Origin of the sequence: Novosphingobium olei (genome assembly GCF_012927405.1) — a bacterium.
GTDB lineage: Bacteria > Pseudomonadota > Alphaproteobacteria > Sphingomonadales > Sphingomonadaceae > Novosphingobium > Novosphingobium olei.
Genome location: NZ_JABBGM010000025.1, coordinates 1 through 17,997 on the forward strand (window position 1 = coordinate 1; position 17,997 = coordinate 17,997).

General features: G+C 60.3%; 14 protein-coding genes and 1 tRNA gene. 10 read left to right on the forward strand and 5 right to left on the reverse strand.

Annotation, left to right across the window (positions count from 1 at the left end; genetic code table 11):
* The first annotated feature begins 46 nt into the window (after positions 1-46).
* Both HHL27_RS21715 and HHL27_RS21720 read left to right on the forward strand, forming a co-directional pair.
* Positions 47-123: transfer RNA gene (locus HHL27_RS21715), tRNA-Met, on the forward strand.
* A 177-nt stretch (positions 124-300) separates the two neighbouring features.
* Complete coding sequence (locus tag HHL27_RS21720) at positions 301-1,554, forward strand: tyrosine-type recombinase/integrase (protein ID WP_169495457.1); 1,254 nt, start codon at positions 301-303, stop codon at positions 1,552-1,554.
* Between the two features lie 54 nt (positions 1,555-1,608).
* Here the strand turns inward: HHL27_RS21720 and HHL27_RS21725 are convergent, their stop codons facing one another.
* Positions 1,609-2,265, reverse strand: a complete 657-nt coding sequence (locus HHL27_RS21725; protein ID WP_169495458.1) for a lytic transglycosylase domain-containing protein — start codon at positions 2,263-2,265, stop codon at positions 1,609-1,611.
* 124 nt (positions 2,266-2,389) lie between these two features.
* On the opposite strand from HHL27_RS21725, the gene HHL27_RS21730 reads away from it, so the two are divergent.
* The 3 genes from HHL27_RS21730 to HHL27_RS21740 all read left to right on the forward strand — a co-directional run bounded on the left by HHL27_RS21730 (position 2,390) and on the right by HHL27_RS21740 (position 7,384).
* Positions 2,390-3,319 carry a DUF7146 domain-containing protein gene (locus tag HHL27_RS21730; protein WP_169495459.1) on the forward strand — a complete coding sequence of 310 codons (930 nt, stop codon included), beginning with the start codon at positions 2,390-2,392 and terminating at the stop codon, positions 3,317-3,319.
* 40 nt (positions 3,320-3,359) lie between these two features.
* The gene (locus tag HHL27_RS21735; RefSeq protein WP_169495460.1) at positions 3,360-5,831 is read left to right on the forward strand and encodes a strawberry notch-like NTP hydrolase domain-containing protein; all 2,472 of its coding nucleotides are present in this window, start codon (positions 3,360-3,362) and stop codon (positions 5,829-5,831) included.
* A 248-nt stretch (positions 5,832-6,079) separates the two neighbouring features.
* Positions 6,080-7,384, forward strand: coding sequence for a hypothetical protein (locus tag HHL27_RS21740; protein ID WP_240960243.1), 1,305 nt, complete (start codon positions 6,080-6,082; stop codon positions 7,382-7,384).
* Here HHL27_RS21740 and HHL27_RS21745 read toward each other — a convergent pair.
* Genes HHL27_RS21745 through HHL27_RS21755 form a run of 3 tightly spaced genes read right to left on the reverse strand, consistent with a single transcriptional unit; the run spans position 7,374 to position 10,842 of the window.
* Complete coding sequence (locus tag HHL27_RS21745; RefSeq protein WP_169495461.1) at positions 7,374-8,390, reverse strand: tyrosine-type recombinase/integrase; 1,017 nt, start codon at positions 8,388-8,390, stop codon at positions 7,374-7,376. The two genes, HHL27_RS21740 and HHL27_RS21745, sit on opposite strands and share 11 nt — an antisense overlap.
* Entirely contained in the window at positions 8,387-9,301 is a 915-nt protein-coding gene (locus tag HHL27_RS21750; protein WP_169495462.1) for a tyrosine-type recombinase/integrase, read from the reverse strand. The genes HHL27_RS21745 and HHL27_RS21750 overlap by 4 nt, the downstream gene beginning before the upstream one ends.
* On the reverse strand, positions 9,295-10,842 hold the full coding sequence (locus HHL27_RS21755) for a tyrosine-type recombinase/integrase (RefSeq protein WP_169495463.1): 1,548 nt from the start codon (positions 10,840-10,842) through the stop codon (positions 9,295-9,297). The genes HHL27_RS21750 and HHL27_RS21755 overlap by 7 nt, the downstream gene beginning before the upstream one ends.
* On the opposite strand from HHL27_RS21755, the gene HHL27_RS21760 reads away from it, so the two are divergent.
* The 3 genes from HHL27_RS21760 to HHL27_RS21770 are packed head-to-tail and all read left to right on the forward strand — an operon-like array spanning position 10,827 to position 13,935.
* Positions 10,827-12,743: a strawberry notch C-terminal domain-containing protein gene (locus HHL27_RS21760; protein WP_240960244.1), complete on the forward strand. Its 1,917-nt coding sequence runs from the start codon at positions 10,827-10,829 to the stop codon at positions 12,741-12,743. The two genes, HHL27_RS21755 and HHL27_RS21760, sit on opposite strands and share 16 nt — an antisense overlap.
* Positions 12,744-12,796: 53 nt before the next feature.
* Positions 12,797-13,210 (forward strand): MbcA/ParS/Xre antitoxin family protein, encoded by a 414-nt coding sequence (locus tag HHL27_RS21765; protein ID WP_140041469.1) that lies wholly within the window; start codon positions 12,797-12,799, stop codon positions 13,208-13,210.
* Positions 13,207-13,935, forward strand: a complete 729-nt coding sequence (locus tag HHL27_RS21770) for an RES domain-containing protein (RefSeq protein ID WP_169495464.1) — start codon at positions 13,207-13,209, stop codon at positions 13,933-13,935. Before HHL27_RS21765 ends, HHL27_RS21770 begins: the two co-directional genes overlap by 4 nt.
* A 65-nt stretch (positions 13,936-14,000) precedes the next feature.
* On the opposite strand, the gene HHL27_RS21775 is transcribed toward HHL27_RS21770, so the two are convergent.
* The gene (locus tag HHL27_RS21775) at positions 14,001-14,513 is read right to left on the reverse strand and encodes a DUF6933 domain-containing protein (RefSeq protein ID WP_169495465.1); all 513 of its coding nucleotides are present in this window, start codon (positions 14,511-14,513) and stop codon (positions 14,001-14,003) included.
* 172 nt (positions 14,514-14,685) lie between these two features.
* Here HHL27_RS21775 and HHL27_RS21780 point away from each other — a divergent pair, with 172 nt between their 5' ends.
* Together HHL27_RS21780 and HHL27_RS21785 are read left to right on the forward strand one after the other, a co-directional pair.
* Positions 14,686-16,314: an RNA-directed DNA polymerase gene (locus HHL27_RS21780; protein ID WP_169495466.1), complete on the forward strand. Its 1,629-nt coding sequence runs from the start codon at positions 14,686-14,688 to the stop codon at positions 16,312-16,314.
* A gap of 147 nt (positions 16,315-16,461) precedes the next feature.
* Complete coding sequence (locus HHL27_RS21785; RefSeq protein WP_169495467.1) at positions 16,462-17,763, forward strand: SIR2 family protein; 1,302 nt, start codon at positions 16,462-16,464, stop codon at positions 17,761-17,763.
* Positions 17,764-17,997: the final 234 nt, after the last annotated feature.

Below are 17,997 nucleotides of genomic sequence, written 5' to 3' on the forward strand. Positions count from 1 at the left end.
GCGCCGCCTACCCCGCGCAAGATCCACCGTGACACGCGCACTTCGGGGCGGAGTAGCTCAGTCGGTTAGAGCAGCGGAATCATAATCCGCGTGTCGGGGGTTCGAGTCCCTCCTCCGCTACCATCACCCTATCCGGAAGCTTCCATCAGCTTCCGCATTTTTCCAAAAATCGAAGAAAAAGCAGAGGGTTGCGGGTGATTCGCGTCCGCATGCGCCCGTGCCCTTCCACATGCAGCCAGATTTGGTGTGGGGGTATTTTGGGGGTAGTTTTGCGGAGTATCGGAAAGGAGCGATACCCCCATGCCTCTGACGGAGACTCAAGCCAAAAATGCCAAGCCCCGCGAGCGAGCTTATAAGCTTGCCGATAGCGAGGGCTTGTTCCTGCTCGTCCAGCCAAATGGCACGAGGCTTTGGCGGATGAAGTACCGCTTTGCAGGAAAGGAAAAGCTGCTGTCGTTCGGGGCTTATCCGGCGCTGGGGATCGCAGCTGCCCGGGATAAGCGCAAAGCCGCTAAGGCGCTGCTTGCCGAGGGCAAGGATCCGATGAAGGCCAAGGGCGAGGTGACATCGGAGAACGGTGACACCTTCTACATGGTGGCGAAACGCTGGCACGAGAACCGCCAGTCGGCGTTGAATCCGGCACATGCCGAACGTGTCTGGTCACGAATGGAGCGGGACGTGTTCCCCGCTCTGGGACAAAGGCTGATCCACGAGATCACTGCCCCAGATGTCTTGCAGATGATCCGCAGAATTGAGACACGAGGTGCGCTCGATATCAGTCGGCGAGCCAAGCAAGGGGTAGGGCAGGTCTTTCAGTTCGCGATTGCTTGTGGGCTGGCATCCAGCGATCCCACTGCTCATCTTCGCGGAGCGCTCAAGCCCAGGCCCAGGGTGCAGCACATGAGCCGCCTTCCTCTGGTCGAAATACCTGCGTTCCTCGAAAAGCTGCGAGCCTATCAAGAGGAGGGTGACCGGCGCTCGGCTATCACCCGCGATGCGGTACTATTCGCCTTGCTGACCTGGGTCAGGACAAAAGAGCTTCGGCTAGCAGTCAAATCTGAATTCGAAAATCTCGATGGTACGGAACCCGTTTGGCGGATTCCGGCTGCTCGCATGAAGATGGGGCGTGAACACCTTGTTCCGCTTTCCGCTCAGGCCGCACTCATTGCTAGAAAAATGGTATCATCGGCGGCCGGCGATTACCTGTTTCCTGGGACCCACCCAGACAAGCCGCTGTCTGAAAACACCATGATCTATGCGCTGTACCGCCTTGGGTATCATAGTCGGCAGACCGTCCACGGATTTCGAGGGCTTGCCAGCACATGGGCGAACGAGCAGCTGGTGGAGTTTGGCAAGCCAGCGATGTGGATCCGGAAATACCATGAGGATTGGGTCGAGATGCAACTTGCCCATTCAGAGAAGAACGATGTCCGGGGTGCCTACAACGCTGCGGAGTATCTCGCCCCCCGCCGGCGAATGATGCAGGATTGGGCTGATTTTCTCGATGGGCGCAAGGTGGTCGACATCAGGAAGGGGCGGAAGCGTGCCGCGTGACGCCGATCATTTTATGCGTTCAGTCCAATCTAATCTCACTCGATTCAGTTCGTATCAAAACTGCCAGTGTCGAAGGACGTCGCGGACATATCCGGGGGTCTCGCCATTCCGCGGGATACCGCCTGCGCGTTCGACTGCGCCTGGACCGGCATTGTAGGCCGCCACGGCGAGGTGAACCACGCCGAACCTGTCGAGCATCTGCCTTAGATACCGCGCCGCGCCAAAGATATTGGCCATGGGGTCAAAGCGATTGAAAACGCCGAGTTCCTTTGCCGTTGCTGGCATCAGCTGGCCAAGGCCCGCAGCGCCTGCCGGGCTGACAGCAAGGGGGTTATAGCGGGATTCTGTCCAGACGAGCGCGTCGAGCAGGCCGGTGGGCAATGAATACTTCGCTTCCGCCGCATAGACGTGGTGCAGGTAGCTCGCCCGCCGAAACCCGGATGGGCCAGTTTTGGCCGTGGGCTCGTACCTGTACGGCAGGTTCACCCGTTTATTTTCCGCAGCGCTCGAACTTTGTGCTGCGGCGGCCTGCGCGGATTGCCAGAAGCCATGCTCGACCAGCTGAAACCCGTTCGATGCTTCTGCAATCCTAATGCCGCCGGATGGACCGGCATGTTGCTCGGGGACTTCTGGCCTTGGCAGATCCTGGGCATTGGCAGGAATGGCTGATGCGATGGCAATGCCACCGATCAAGAGGACTTTCATTGTCATTTCTCAATCCTTCTATAGCCGAATCGAGAGAGAACATATAAAGAACAAATGATGTAGGAAAATGCTTTGGCGCTGGTGCAGAGCGGAGGCTGCACGGGGAGGGCACCTCAACCGGAGTAGGTCGATGCCCCTGCTAAAGAACACTCATCAACTCGAACGCCGCGCCCGCACGATCGTCGAAAGTCTCAAGGGAACATGGCGCCAGAGCAGGGGCATGTGCTGCTGTCCTGCTCACGACGATCGCACACCGTCGCTGAGCGTGACGTTGGGGCGAAAGGCCATCCTGTTCCATTGCTTCGCCGGATGTTCGAATGAGGACGTCATTGCAGCATTGGATCGCCAGGGCGTTCGGAGCCGAGAGCTCTTTGATGGTTCTGGCGCTGGGACCGCCGAACGGCAAAATCGGGGTGACTTCAGTCCCAATGCGCGACGCTTGTGGCAATCAGCTTCGGCGATCTCCGACAGCCCCGTCGAACGATATCTCTCACAGCGCGGTCTCCAGCGCTCATCTGACCAGTTCCGATACCTGGAACGTACGCCGCTCGGACCACGCGGGGCAGTTCAATTTCTCCCTGCGATGTTGGCGGCAGTCACGACTGACATTGGCATTATCGCAGTACACAGGACATTTCTTGATGTGGCGAGCGGCAAGCTGGCCAGTTTCGAGCGGCCCAAGCGTGCGCTCGGCAGCCTTGGCTATGGTGCTGTCAGGATTGCCCCTGCACTTCAGGGGCGTCTGGGTCTTGCCGAAGGTATCGAGAGCGCCCTCGCAGCCATGCAGCTCTTCGGGATCCCGTGCTGGGCGACACTTGGAAACGAGCGGTTCGGTCTGGTTTCGATCCCGGAGAGCGTGCGCGAGCTCTACCTGTTCATCGACAATGATGCCGGAGGCGCTCTCGCCGAGGAGCGAGCGCTGAAGGCCTATGTTGCGCCTAATCGTGTCATCCACTCGCGAGCACCGGCCTCGCCTGGTTTTGACTGGAACGATGAGCTGCAGTCGCGGCTTGCCCGAAAACCTGAACCATCGGGAAGAGGGGAGGGAGCCTTTGGCTGATTGAGGCCTGCCCGCCGCAGGACCTCGTCAGGAGGTTCCCATGCCCAACTCTTCCATCGCCTTTGCATTCGATGACCCATCACCGCCCGTCGTCGTGATGGCGGCCCAGACCATGGCTTCTGAGCTCGCGGCAGGCTGCGCGCTTTCACGCAGCGACGTCACGCGCATCATGACAGAGCACTTCGGGGGGAGCGATGCTCTCGGGCGTTGGTCAGTTCGTGACGCCCATGCAGCTACCGAGCTGGCACAGGTTCATTACCTGCGAGCAGCGGATCAGATCCTGCTCTCGGCGTCGATCGACGAGGCGGAACAGTTCTTCTGCTCCCTCGATGCCCGACTGCCGACCCAGACCAATCGCAGCGACGAGCAGATCGAATGGCAGCAGTTTGCGACGCCGCCGCGCCTTGCCTGGCTTGCTGCTCGGGCCTGCGCGCTGGCAACTGACGAGCTTGTACTGGAACCCTCGGCCGGAACAGGGATGCTCGCGGTCTGGGCCGCCAAGGCCGGCTCGCGCCTTGCCCTGAACGAAATCTCGCCGCTCCGCCGCGACTGCCTGAATGCCCTGTTCCCGGCTGCCCGAGTGGCCGGTCATGACGCTGAGCTGATCGACGAACTGCTTGATCCCGCCATCATCCCAAGCGTCGTGTTGATGAACCCTCCCTATTCGCACGGCATCGAGCGAGGGCACGATAGTCGCACCGGCTCGCGCCACTTGCGGTCGGCCTGGAACCGTCTGGCGCGGGGAGGCCGGCTGGTCGCAATCATGCCCGAATGGTTCGATTTCGCGAGATTTCTCACGGGTCTGAAGGGGCCGATCTCGCTGCGTCTCGATGCCTCCGTCGAGCGGGCGTTCGTCAAGCATGGCACCGGGATCACCACGCGGCTGCTGGTCATCGACAAGGTGGAAGGCTCCACGGAGGCGGTCACTATTCGTACCAACGGGATCGGCCGGCTAGTCGATCTTGTCGATGCTTTGCCGGCTCGCGCCAGCTTGGAGGCTGTTCCCGAGCAATCGAGCCTTCCAGTTCGTTCGCCGTTTCGCCTGGTGGCCGCGCCGCGCAGGCCATTGCCGACACCAGCAAGGATCACTCCTGCAGCCACCGCTATCGGGTCGCTCACCTATCAGTCGCTCGAAGCCCCTGCGCCGCTTGCCCCTCAGGTCGGCCACTATCTGCCCTATCGCCCGAGCAGGATCGTGATCGATGGCGCGGCCGAGCATCCAACGCCGCTCGTTGAGTCCGTCGCTATGGGGTCGATCGCCGCACCGATGCCCGAAGCTGTGCCGCAGCTGCCCGACGGGCTGGTTGCCAAGGGTCTGCTGTCTGCTGCTCAAGCAGAGACTCTGATCTACGCTGCAAGCGCCCATGCGCGCGATCTGCCCGGCCGGTTCGAGCCAGAGGACAAGGGCTGTTCGCTCAAGGCATCCGCGGAAGGTCATACCTACCGGCAGGGCTATTTCCTCGGGGACGGGACAGGCGCCGGGAAGGGGCGTCAGGTTGCGAGCGTCATTCTCGATCGCTGGGTACGCGGCGAACGCCGCCATATCTGGATTTCGAAGAATGAGGCGCTGCTAGAAGATGCCCGGCGCGACTGGGCTGCGCTTGGTGGTCTGCCGATCGACATCCAGCCTCTGGCTTCCTGGAAGCTCGGCACCTCCATCGCTATGCACGAGGGCATTCTCTTCGTGACCTACCCGACCCTGCGTTCGGGCCGAAGCGATGCAACCCGCCTCGATCAGATCCTGGCATGGGCGGGTGATGACTTCGACGGTGTTATCGTGTTTGACGAGGCGCACGCCATGGCCAATGCCGCTGGCGGGGAAGGATCGCGCGGCAAGGTCAAGGGATCGGAGCAGGGTATCGCTGGCGTGCGCCTGCAAAACCTCATGCCCCGCGCGCGGGTGCTTTATGCCTCGGCAACGGGCGCGTCGGACGTCAACAACCTGGCCTATGCGACGCGCCTCGGCCTCTGGGGGCCGGAGACCGCATTCGCCAATCGTGAGGCCTTCGTGGCCGACATTCTTGATGGTGGGATCGCAGCGATGGAACTGGTCGCGCGCGATCTCAAGTCGGTCGGCCTATACACCGCTCGCGCGCTCTCCTTCGCGGGTGTTGAGTACGAGATCCTGGAACATTGCCTGACCGAGGATCAGATCGCGGTCTATGATGCCTACGCTGAAGCCTGGGCGATCATCCATGCCAACCTGCGTGAAGCCCTTGAAGCCACCCGTATAGTCGACGCATACAGCGGAGGGACGCTCAACTCCGGTGCCAAGTCTGCAGCGCTGTCGATCTTCGAGGGAACCAAGCAGCGCTTCTTCGCGCAGCTGCTTCTCTCAATGAAGTTGCCGAGCCTGTTACCAGCCATCGATGGTGCAATTGCGGATGGGAACGCTGTTGTCGTCCAGCTCGTCTCGACCGCAGAAGCCATGCTTAATCGTCGGCTAGCCGACCTCTCGGACGAAGAACGCGAAGCGCTGGAGATCGATCTGTCCCCGCGGGAAGCGATTTAATGTGGAGCTCAACATTACACGTATTTCTTGCAGTCCGCCATTATCTCGAGCGGAGCGGCAGGAGGCTCGGATTTGCGTTGTTTTGTCATGATTTCACTCCAGATAATCCAAGTAGAAGATCACATTTGACCGGGCTGCGCTTGTCGTTGAACTGTGGTTCGTGCAGGTTAAGTGAATTCTAGGAGACGGTCTGCGTCGCCGAGGCTGACGCTTGCGATGTGAGACTGTCCGCAAAGGAGTTTCAGGCTATGCCGATCCTTTCCATTAAGCGCCCATTCTTTCCCATGCTGTCTGCAATTATATTTGTTCTGCCTGGATCTGCAGGGGCCGTTACGTTGACGACTTTGAAGGGCATGGGCCTTGAAGGAGGCTATGGCAGCTATGCGCCTCGTGGCGATTGCTCTCAGGGCGTGCGCCTCACAATCAGCGAAAGCGGGTTTACCTTCTCCGCCTTGGGCCAGTCCGTTAGAAGTAACCGCTTTGAATATGCCGCCTCTTACCTCGGCCCGACATATGAGGGCATTAGCGCGGTATTCTTCCCGTTCCCGGTCAGCGATTACGACTTCGGCCGGGTGGTCATGACCGTCAATGATGACGAGAAGCGCGGGGTTGTCCGCCTTGAAGCCGATCTTGCTCCCGGACAGCGCCTCGATCCATTTAAGGCTGCGCTGGTATCGGCCTCACCGCTGCGTCTTTGCGGAGGCTCTGCGGCCGCGCCTGCGCCGACGAAGGCACAGCCGGCAGCCAAGCCGGTATCGAGCAAGCCGACGCCGCTCGGTTGGACAAACCTCCCGGCTTCGGTTGGAAAATATCAAAGCGACTCTGATGGTAACGGGATCGACCTGCTGACTTCCGGTCCGATTGCTGATGCATTGCGGAACCGCCTTGGCGCGAGAATGCAGGCACTGGGTGTCAACCTGTCGACTATGACTCCACTCCAGCGGCAGGGTAATCTGTACTGGGTGACCGGAAATGCCCCACACCAAGGTGGAGTGGAGCAGGCTTATGTGTTGATAGATTCATCGCGTCGCGTCATTCAAGTCGGCCTCTGGGAGCGAGGAAAACTGACGACTTATCCGCCCTTGGGCGGTCGTATACCCGTGCCGGCGGAAATTGCCCGCCTTCTTGCGGATAGCCCCCCGGAGGACGCGGTTCCTCTGCCTGGAACACCTTGGGAAGTTGTGCCGGTCCAGGGTCGCCCTCCTATGGCATATGTCGATGTTGCTGCCTCACCGAACATCAAATCGTTCAGCCTGTTCTGCGAGGGCAACAGACCGATGATGGCGGTACTTCTGAACAAGCCTGCAACGGCACCTCGTGTGACCGTTACCTGGAACTTTGCCGGCCGCTTGGTCGACGTGCCAGTTGCACGTGCCAATGCACAAAGCACATTTTGGCAGGCCAGCCTGACGGGCTCCCAACTCATTCCGATGTTGCTGCGACAGACCGGATCAGTGATGCTGCGCATCAACGGTCGGTTAGAAGGTGAGGCCCTTTTGACCGGAGCACCGGCGGCACTCCGGTCAGGAATGAGAACATGTCTCAAGATTTAGGGGAACAGCCGTTACGTGCCTCATTCAGCACCAACATAAGGGCATCGCTTGGCGCCTTGAAGCGCCCGGGTTTGATGCCAGGGGCGCCGTGGGCCTCGAGGATCTGCAGCTTTTCCTCGGGATCGGCCCGCAGATAGGTCTCGGTGCTTTGGATGCTGGCATGGCCAAGCCACAGCGCGACCTTGCGGATGTCCCCGGTCGCCGCGAGTGTGTGCATTGCGCAGGAATGACGCAGCACGTGGGGCGTGACCCGTTTGCGATGAATCGACGGCTGCTTTGCCGCGGCAGTCTTGACGTGTTCGGCCAAGCGGAACGCGAAGCCATCGCGAGTTAAAGGCTGCCCGTTCGCATTAAGGAATATCTCGGTTGCCTGCACTTGCGGGCGGATCGCCAGCCAGGCGCGCAATGCAAACTGAGTCTCTTTCCATAGGGGCAAGACCCGTTCCCGGCGGCCCTTGCCCATGATGTGCACGGTGGACAGCGAGCGGTCCGGGAAATCGCGCAACTGCAGCGACACCAGTTCCGACACCCTGAGCCCGCCGGCATAGGTCAGATGCAGCATTGCGCGGTCACGGGTGCCGAGGCGTGTCCGGGGATCAGGAGCATTGAGCAATGCCTTGATCTCGGCTCGATCGAGGTAGTCGATCAGCACCTTGTCGGTCTTCTTTGTCGGAATAGCTCGAACGCGAAGGGCCTGGTCCAGACAGGCTGGAAGCCGATACTCGATGTACCGGAAGAAGGATCGGATCGCGGCGAGTCTGCCATTGCGCGTGCGCACGCAACTGCCACGTCCGTTCTCGACATGGTCCAGGAAGGCCATGATCATGTCTGTGCCGAAATCTTCGATCTCGAGATCCGTCGGGCGACGCTTCAATCGATCGGCGGCGAACTTGACCAGGAGGACAAAGCAGTTGGCATAGGTCTTCACCGTGTGCGGGCTGACGGCCCGTTCTCGCGGAAGATGTTCGCGCAGATATGCCGAGAGATGGGGAGCAAGGGCCGTCATGCCGCCTCTCCCAGGAATAGATGTTCGCTCGAGACCGCAATGTCGCGCAGCAGCACCGGAGTGGCTTCGAGATACCAATAGGTGTTGGCGACCGAGGCGTGCCCCAGATAAACGCTAAGCCCTGCCATGTGATGCGCCACGGCTTCTCTATCCGGCGAACACGACTCCAGTGAGCGCACGGCGAAAGTATGCCGCAAATCGTGGAGCCGCATGCCGGCTGTTCCGGTTGGTCCACGATATCCGAGCTGCCGGGCCAACCTCACGAACACGACATGGGCGCGTACCTTGTGGGGTGCTCGTCCCCGGATCGTCACGAAGAGGTCGTTGCCGGTGGCACCGAGCCTTGCCCGGGTGGCAAGATAGGCTTCGAGCGCCTGCCGGGTCGACGGCTGCACGGCAATGAGCCGCTGCTTGCCAAACTTGCCATTGCGGATGATCAGGCCATCCTCGACCAGATCAGTGCACTGCAGAGCCAGCGCTTCGGATATCCGGAGCCCTGTCGCAGCCAGCAACCCAAAGAGGTAATGGTACGTGAAAGGGCTGATCGTGCCCCGGGGCGGCAGGTTCAATGCTGCCGTCAAGATCGCTTGGACCTGATGGGCTTCAATTATCGTCGGCGTTGGCCGTGGTCTCTTGCCCCGACCGAAAACGCCAGCAGGCGGAACTTCGTGTTGCAAATCCTCGGCCTGAGCGAACAGGCTGAAGTTGCGAACGGTATTGAACCGGGTCTGGGCCACATACTGCGATGTCGATGTGTGACACCAGTCGTAGATCCGCTCGACCTTGGTATATCGGTCACCGACCACTTCGGCGAAAGCCGCGTAGAGGCGCAGCAATCGCTCCTGTTCGGCAAACTTCCGCCCCAGGCTCCGGTGAAGGGCTACGTATCTGGAAATGTGAATGCTCAGCATGGCAAGTCTCCCGGCCAGGGCTGCGCGATCTTCATGAGCATCGGCAGATCGACCTTGGCGTAGATGGCAGTGGTCTCGGGCGTGCTGTGGCGCAGGATGGTCCCGACGGACTCCAGGCCTGCGCCCGCGCGCAGCAAGTTGGTGGCAAGCGAATGCCGGAATATGTGCGACCCGGTTGGCACTCCATCGATCCCGCCGCGCTCCCGTGTGCGTGCGACGATCCCAGCAATCTCGGCGGGCGAGCGGAACGAACGGAACGGGGCTTGCGATCGCAAGAACACGTGCTGATCGACGGACTTGGGGCGGGCCGCGACAATGTAATCCAGGATCGCGTCGCCAACGTCTTGGGGCAAAGGCAGCCGGTCTGGCCGCCGCGTCTTGCCCTTCACCGTCAGATGACCGGAGCGCCAGTCGATGTCGTCGAGGCGCAAATCCCGGATATCACTGGCACGCAGGCCAAGCCTGGCGAGCAGGAGAATGATGGCCTTGTCGCGGACTTCTACCGGATGACCTGTAGGACAAGCCGCAATGATCTTCTCGATCGTTGCCGGGTCGACGTGGCGGGGCAGCGCTGAAAGACGGTATCGCTGGACCGAGGGGATCGCGTGCAACAGCGCAGGCTGACAGTCGCCTTGCACGATCAGGAATCGAATGAAGCTCCTTATGATGGTGACGAGAAGTGACGCAGAACCGGGCGTCTCCTTGCTTCGTCGTTCGAACGCGCGCCTGAGAGCGGCCGCATCCCATTGTGCCGGCTCGCCCAATATGGGCATGAGCCGAGCGATCTCGGCCTTGTAGCGGCGGATCGTCTCTTCGCTGGCACCGCGGTGCTGTAGAAGCCAGGCGAGGTATGCCGACATATGCGGGTCAGCATCGGTCACTGGCTGAATCGAAGGGATGGCACCCTTGTGGCGCAGAAACTCGACGAAATGCCGAGCACATCGCCGCCGCCGCTTCGCCCCCGATGGGACTAGCTTGCCTCGCTTGCGCCAGACCGGACAGCGACAATCATGCACCGCGTACTGGCCGATAATCTTGTCATCGACATTATCCCAGCGCCGCCTGGATATGCGGAGCCACGCGGCAAAGTGCTCGGCTTCCGACCGGTAACTTTGCGACACTCCCGGAGCGAGTTGGAGATCGTCGATGTTATCCGAATAGTCGGCGAAATGGCGCCCCAGTTCGTCGATCCCGTCAGCGACAATGATGTAACCCTGATCTTCAAGATACCGAATGAACCGCCTGACGCGAGCTGCAAGATCGGCTTTGTAGTCAGGTTCTTGCGCGCAGTAGCCTGCACATCGGCATCGATGCTTCTCAAACCGGCGCGCAACACCGTCGTCGATCTCCCCGACTATAATCCCCCTCAGCTCCAGCCAGTGCAGGAAATGACGAACCGCTGCACCGTACAGGACCGCACTGGCCGCTCCTTCGTCCACGGACAGAGAGGAGAGGAATGCGGTGAATAGTGTGTCGGGACTGGGCGGATCTTCGACCCTGCTCGGCGCAGGCCGAAACGAACAAAATGATCTTCTTGGCATCGTGGTTCCTTCGACTTGTTGAGGTCAAAGGAACGATAATTATCTGGAGTGAAATCATGACAAAACAACGCAAATCCGAGCCTCCTGCCGCTCCGCTCGAGATAATGGCGGACTGCAAAGAATATGTGATCGATTACCTCGCCAAGAGCTTTCCTGTCCGGCTGATGGCGGTCTTCACCGATGAAAACGGCAATCCTCGCTCAGAGCCGATGAGCGACGAACAAGGCGCGCCGGTACTTTGCCGATCGGCACTCGCCGCGCGCGACCGGATGATCGAGCAACTCTGCGCCTTGCCGCCGATTGCGACCGCGCTGGATGCCATCATCGAACGCTTCGGCGTTGATCAGGTGGCGGAAGTGACCGGCCGGACACGCCGGCTCATCGTCGGCCGCGATGGTTGTCAGAAACTCCAATCCCGGTCACCGCGCGCTAATGTGGCTGAAACCCAGGCCTTCATGGACGGCAACAAACGCATCCTCGTCTTTTCCGACGCTGGAGGAACCGGACGCAGCTACCATGCCGATCTCGCGGCCAAGAACCAGGCTCGCCGCGTTCACTTCCTGCTCGAGCCGGGCTGGCGGGCTGACGCGGCGATCCAGGGGTTGGGGCGGACCAATCGCACTAATCAGGCATCTGCTCCGCTGTTCAGGCCTGTGACGACCGACGTGCGCGGCGAGCGCCGGTTCATTTCTACGATCGCGCGGCGACTCGACAGCCTCGGTGCCTTGACGCGCGGGCAGCGCCAGACCGGCGGGCAAAACCTGTTCGATCCGGCTGACAATCTCGAAAGCATCTACGCCAAGGAGGCGCTCCACCGCTGGTTCGGCCTCTTGTTCACCGGCAAGCTCGAAGCGGTCAGCTTGGGACGCTTTCAGGAGCTGACAGGTCTCAGGATCGAAGCCCCTGACGGGTCGATGGTCGATGACCTGCCGTCGATCCAGCGCTGGCTCAACCGCATCCTCGCACTTCCCATCGCCCTGCAGAACGCGATCTTCGATGAGTTCCTGGGGCTGGTCGAGGCGAGGATCGATGCCGCCCGTCAGGCCGGCACGCTCGATCTCGGCCTCGAGACCATCGCGGTCGATGACTTCACGATCCTATCGGACACGCTGCTGCGCACTGATCCGGCCTCGGGTGCTACCACCCATTTGCTGGAACTGGAAATCGCCCGAGCCTTGAAGCCGCTCACGCTGAAGCGGCTCGAGGAGCTTCATGGCCTGGCTGGGCAGCGGCAGCGGCCTGTCCGAAATGCTCGCTCAGGCCGGGTTTCCTTGCTTGTGCCTGCACGCAGCATTCTTGCTGATGACGGCACCCGCGTGTCCCGCTTCGAGCTGCTGCGCCCGCTCAAGCGTAGCCACATCACCGAGGATCAGCTGGCTGAGAGCAGCTGGGAGGGGATCTCCGTCGAGGTTTTCCGCGAAGCTTGGGCTGCTGAGGTTGAGGAAGCGCGGACCAGCCACAAGCGCGAGCGCCTCTATCTCGCGACGGGCCTCCTGCTGCCGGTCTGGGACAAGCTCCCGTCGGATTTCGTGAGGGTGAGCCGCATCTCGGCGGCGGATGGCCGGTCGCTGCTTGGCCGGGAGGTTCCCCTCCATTGTGTTCCGGAACTGTGCCGGGCGCTGGGTCTGGAACGCGAGCAAGCGCTTTCCGCCGATGACGTCGTCCAGACCGTTCTGGCGTCTGGCCGTGCCATGGAATTCCCGGGTCGTGAGCGGCTCTTGGTCAAGCGCAGCTTGGTCAATGGCTCACAGCGAATTGAATTGACCGGATGGAGCGTAGCACGCCTTGACTGGTACAAGGCCCAAGGCTGCTTCACGGAAATCATCCGTTACCAGACGCGGCTGTTCGTGCCGATCGAGGGCGCGGCGAGCGTGGTTGCCAGATTGGCATCATCCACATAGACCATTGCCAAATGGCATTGAGTGGCGTATATGATGCCATATGGAGATTTGCCATGCTGGCTCTGCAACCCGTTGATACTGCCGTTGCCGCTTTCCGTCCCGATCCGATTACCCAGGACGAGGCAGCTGCCATGTTTCGGGCAGTCCTCAATCTGTTCGGCAAATGGGAGCTGACTGACGAGCAGGCGGCAACGCTGCTCGACATGCCAGTGCGCTCCTATCGCCGCTGGAAGGCTGAAGGTGCCGGGCGCGTTTCGCGTGATGGGCGTGCGCGTCTCTCCAACCTCATGGGCATCCACAAGGCGCTCCGTATCATCTTCTCGGAGGCGACGCGGGGCTATGCCTGGCTCAGGGCAGCCAATGACGCGTTCGGTGGAGCCAGTGCTCTCGATGTGATGCTCGGAGGCGAACTCACCGACATCATGCGGGTGCGTCGCTACCTCGACGCCGAGCGTGGTGGCTGGTGAGCAAAACCGCGGATGTCCCCGTTTCTCGAGTTGAGTGGAAGGGCGCTGTCAGGATCATCCGCAGTGCCTTTCCACCGATCGACCTTTTCGAAGACATCGCTGATCCAGCCGACTGGCCGCTGCTAATCTCGGCAGAGCAAAAGACCAATCCTCGCATCATGGCGACTATTGGCAATCTTGACCTCGTTCCGGTTGACCGCCGCGTCGGCGGCAACGGGGCCTCTTACCTCATGGCGCCATTCACCCACGTCAGCACTGACCGGCCAAGTCGCTTTACCGATGGCAGCTACGGCGTGCTCTACGTGGGCGACCGGTTCGAGACCGCGCTGTTCGAGACGATCCACCACCATGCCCGCTTTATGGCACGGACAAAGGAAGCGCCTGGCTGGACCTCGCAATTCCGGGAGATTGTCATGGCGGTCGATGCAGACCTCCATGATCTCAGAGATGTAGAACCCGCGCCGGCGCTGGATCCTGAAAGTTACGCAGCATCCCAAGCTCTAGCTGCGATTCTCAGGGGCGCGGAATCCGACGGCATTGTCTACCCGAGCATGCGGCATCCTGGTGGGGAGTGCGTCGCACTCTTCTACCCGGACTGCGCGTCAAACCCCTTGCAGGGACGGCACCTCGATTATCACTGGGATGGCCAGCGCGTTGACCTTGTCCGTGATGCCGGATCTGGGGCTGTTTTCCGCATCGTCGATTTGCCGATCGATCCTGTCTGACCGCATGAGTTGGGCTTCCGGCCGAGTGCTGTAGGATCTCCGAGCACAGGGGTCGGCCAGCAGAATCAAGTCTGCGCACCAGACTTCACGAGTTCATGAAGGGCTTTGTCCGGCGAAACCGGGCCCTTGTGCAGCGGGCTACACGGTGTCTCCGCTAGCTTGGCGGAAATCGCCAGGAGGTCGTCATTATCGCCCCTTTCATAGGCATAGGCGGCCAGCCAGAATTTGGCCTGCTTAACGAACTCATTGAGGATGCCTAAGACACGCCGGTTCGCAGTCTTTGCGTACCGGACCTGGTCCATCCGCCAGACTTCCTGGGCAATGAATTCGCTAGGGACTCCGTGCTCCTTCAGAATCAGCGCCAATTGTGCCGGGAATCTTCGAGCAAGTGTAGCCACTGGGGCCAGCGGCATAAGCACGGGAAGCAGCGTGCGCTCAGAAACCAGCAAAGCGACTTGCGGCTTCCAGAACAGGACGGTGGCATACCAGCTGCCCAGCGCGGTGTCGCTACGCCCAAGGGTAACGATGTCCGGTTTGATCCGATCAAGCAGCTTCTTGGTGCAATGGAGGTGGAACATCGCGGCCCACGTTAGTGCTCGCTGTTAAGCACGTCTACCGAGCTACCAGCCCGTTCACCGGAATGGCAATGACCGACGATAGTCAGTTATTCCCGGTAGACATTTCGACGTCGGGGCATGCCAAAAGCAGACTTCCGTTGGCCATATCAAATCGTGGTGTCATCATAGTGCGATGGCACTGAAGGACGATCTTCTCGAGAAAGGGTATCTACCCGAGAACCTACCGCCGACTTTCGTGACGGCTGCTATCGGCGCCAACCTTGCGGCTCGCAACGAATGGCTCACCGACGGGAAGCATCCGGTTAGATCATCTCCGTTCAACGCGTCCAAACGAGGGATGACGCGTCGCGAGTTTTCATTCGTCCATCCGTCTACAGCCCACGATCTCGCGCGCTTTGTCGCCCACCGCGAGGCGGAGCTAACACGGCATTTCGCGCTGTCGGATTTCAGCCTGTCCAAACCCGTCCACAACCCCGATATGGACAGGGCAGTGACGATCGCATCGCATTCCGAGCTGGAAAGCGCTCGGCTATCGCGCCTTGCTCGGTATCGCTTCGTCGCGCGGACTGACATCTCACGGTTCTACCACACAATCTACACCCACTCGATTCCTTGGGCTGTACACGGGCGGGCCGCCGCAAAGGCGGACCGCAGTCCCGCCTCAGCGAGCTGTTACGCCAACCGTCTCGACCTCATCATCCGGGCAGGACAAGACGGCCAGACGGTTGGCGTTCCAGTCGGACCTGATGCGTCGAGATACGTGGCGGAGGTGATCGGCACCGCGATCGACCAAGAATTTGTCCGCCGCGGCGGGCACCAGAACTGCGACCTGATACGGCACGTCGACGACGTTTGGATCGGTGCCGACACCCACGCCGCAGCCGAGGAGGCACTGTGGCGTTACAGGGAAGCCATTCGGTTTTTTGAGTTGGACATCAACGAGTCGAAGACGGCGATTTACTCCGATAATTTTTCTTTTTCCGACACATGGCCAACTGACATCGCCGCCAAGTTCGAGTTCGCGAGCAATTCGCTTGATCGACGCATTCCGGAGCGACTTCGTGCAGCGCTGGAATACGCTTTCTCGCTCACCTCGAAAAACAACGACGACGGGGTTCTTAAGTACACCCTTCGCTACTTGGATCGGTCGAACCTCGCCGCTACCCAGTGGCCTGTCGTGGAACCCTTCCTCAAGCGTGCTGCGGTGCATTTCGGTCATTCCATCGACTACGTCGCCCGAATGATAGTCTGGCGCCACTTGGCGTTCCGCGACCTCGTAATTGCCGACTGGTCGCCGATCCTGGTGGCGATACTGGATCGGCACGGGCGCCTGGGAAACGATGGTGAGGTGTCGTGGGCACTTTATGCCGCGATCCGGCTCGGCATTGAGATCCCCATCAGAACGGCCAACCTGATAGTTCAGAACTGCGGTCCGCTCACCGTGATGGCGCTGCTCTCCTGCGTCGAGCAGACGCTGGTCGCACCCGCCGTATTTGAGGCTGCCGCTGAGATCGTCACGAACGAAACTGCGTCTGGACCCTATTGGCCATTGCTTCTGGAATGGCGGTCGCGACGATGGGCAGGTAGCGCAAATCTAACGCTCGGAAACGAACTCATCGAGGATCTCGCTCAGCAAGGTATCACGCTGTTCGCACCCAATAGACTTCCGATCGTCTTCCAGGATCTCGACGAGAACGACTTCGGCTCAGTCGCGTTCGCCATCGAAGAACGCTCAAGCCAATATGACGACGACAATGATGAGGAGGAAGACGATGACCTCGACGAGGATCAGCCCTTCTGATTGGCTAATCGTGCTATCATCGGGCATCCCGACCATCCAGCGGCACTTGGATTGGTCGGATGGACGTGCTCAAATTTCAGAGCAATTTTTTCTCGGTCGACCGGGTCAATTATGGCACAGCTTCATAAATGCAAGTCGGGGAAAAGTATGGAGTGGAAGGCGCACGGCTACCGGGTGGGATCTTCAAATGAGACCTTCGACGACATCCCGACGGACGCTGATGAGCTCGATCAGTTCGTGGCGCTGCACCGTCGCCGGATCGAGCCCTGGCTATCTGCGGTATTTCAGGCAGAACATCTCAACCTGCTGCTCGGCAGCGGATTTACGACATCTGTCGCGTTCGCCGCGGGGGTAGCCGCAACGGGAATGGATGTGGCCGCTGGCACTTCGGCCCATGCCAAGGCCATCATGGATCATGCTGCCGCCAGCGCCAAGAAGATGGGGCGCGGCAAAGCCAATATCGAGGATCAGCTACGCAGCGCCATCGCTGTGCTCGACGGGCTCGACATCATTGATAAGGATGCGGCGGAATCCGTCCGTGCCGACATTAACGCTGCAATTGAGACATTTCTCTATTCACTGCTTGCGACCGAACGGGGTATCGCCGACGCCGATAGCGCGCCGGCCTCCGCTATGCTCCAGTCCTTTCTTCTGAGTTTTGCCAGCCGTGCGGCGTCACGCGAGCGCCTGCACGTGTTCACGACCAACTACGACCGACTGATCGAACGCGGGTGCGACGACGCCGGCCTGCGCATCATCGATCGGTTCGTAGGCACTTTGCGCCCCTTGTTTCGCAACACACGCATCGAGCTGGACTATCACTATAATCCGCCAGGAATCCGGGGGGAACCGCGCTTCATGGAAGGCGTCGTTCGCCTGACGAAGTTGCACGGCAGTCTCGATTGGCGCTTCGACGAGTCTACGCGGCGCATCTATCGTGCCGAGACCCCCTTTGGTGCGGCGGAGGATCATCCAAGCCTTCCGGATTCTCCCGTCGATACCGTCATGATCTATCCAAATCCGGCGAAAGACGTAGAGACGACCCAATATCCCTATGCAGAGCTGTTTCGAGATTTCGCTTCTGCGACATGCAAGCCAAATTCCGTCGTCGTCACCTACGGCTATGGCTTTGGTGATGATCACATCAACCGAGTCCTCCTCGACATGCTGTCGGTGCCATCTGCGCATCTCGTTATCATCGCGTTCGATCTCGATGATCGCATCAAGGGGTTCCTGGCGCAAACCCGGCCAGCCCAGGTCAGCCTCCTTGCTGGCTGTCATTTTGGGAGCCTTCAGCGTCTGGTTGACGACTATCTGCCAAAGCCCGCCCTCGACTATATCACCGGACGGATGTCGGAGCTCCTGAAGAACCGGGCCTTCGCCGAAGTCCCTGCTGTCGTCGCGGCGCCGGCTGCGGATGCGCCGGCTGAACCGGGCAGTGCCGCATGAGCTCTCCTATCGAGCGGTTGTCAGAGTTGGTCATCGGCACTGTCGAGTCCATCTCGTCCGATGAAATCCGCGTCCTCCTCGATCTCGATGCTCCACAATCAACTGCACTAACAGGCTGCTGAAAAAGGCCACGGTTTGGCGATGAAGGTTGTGTCGTCGCCATTATCGTAGGCGATTTCGCCTTCGAGCCAGCCATCGTCGCGCAGATCGGCCCATCCGGTGCCGGTGACCTGA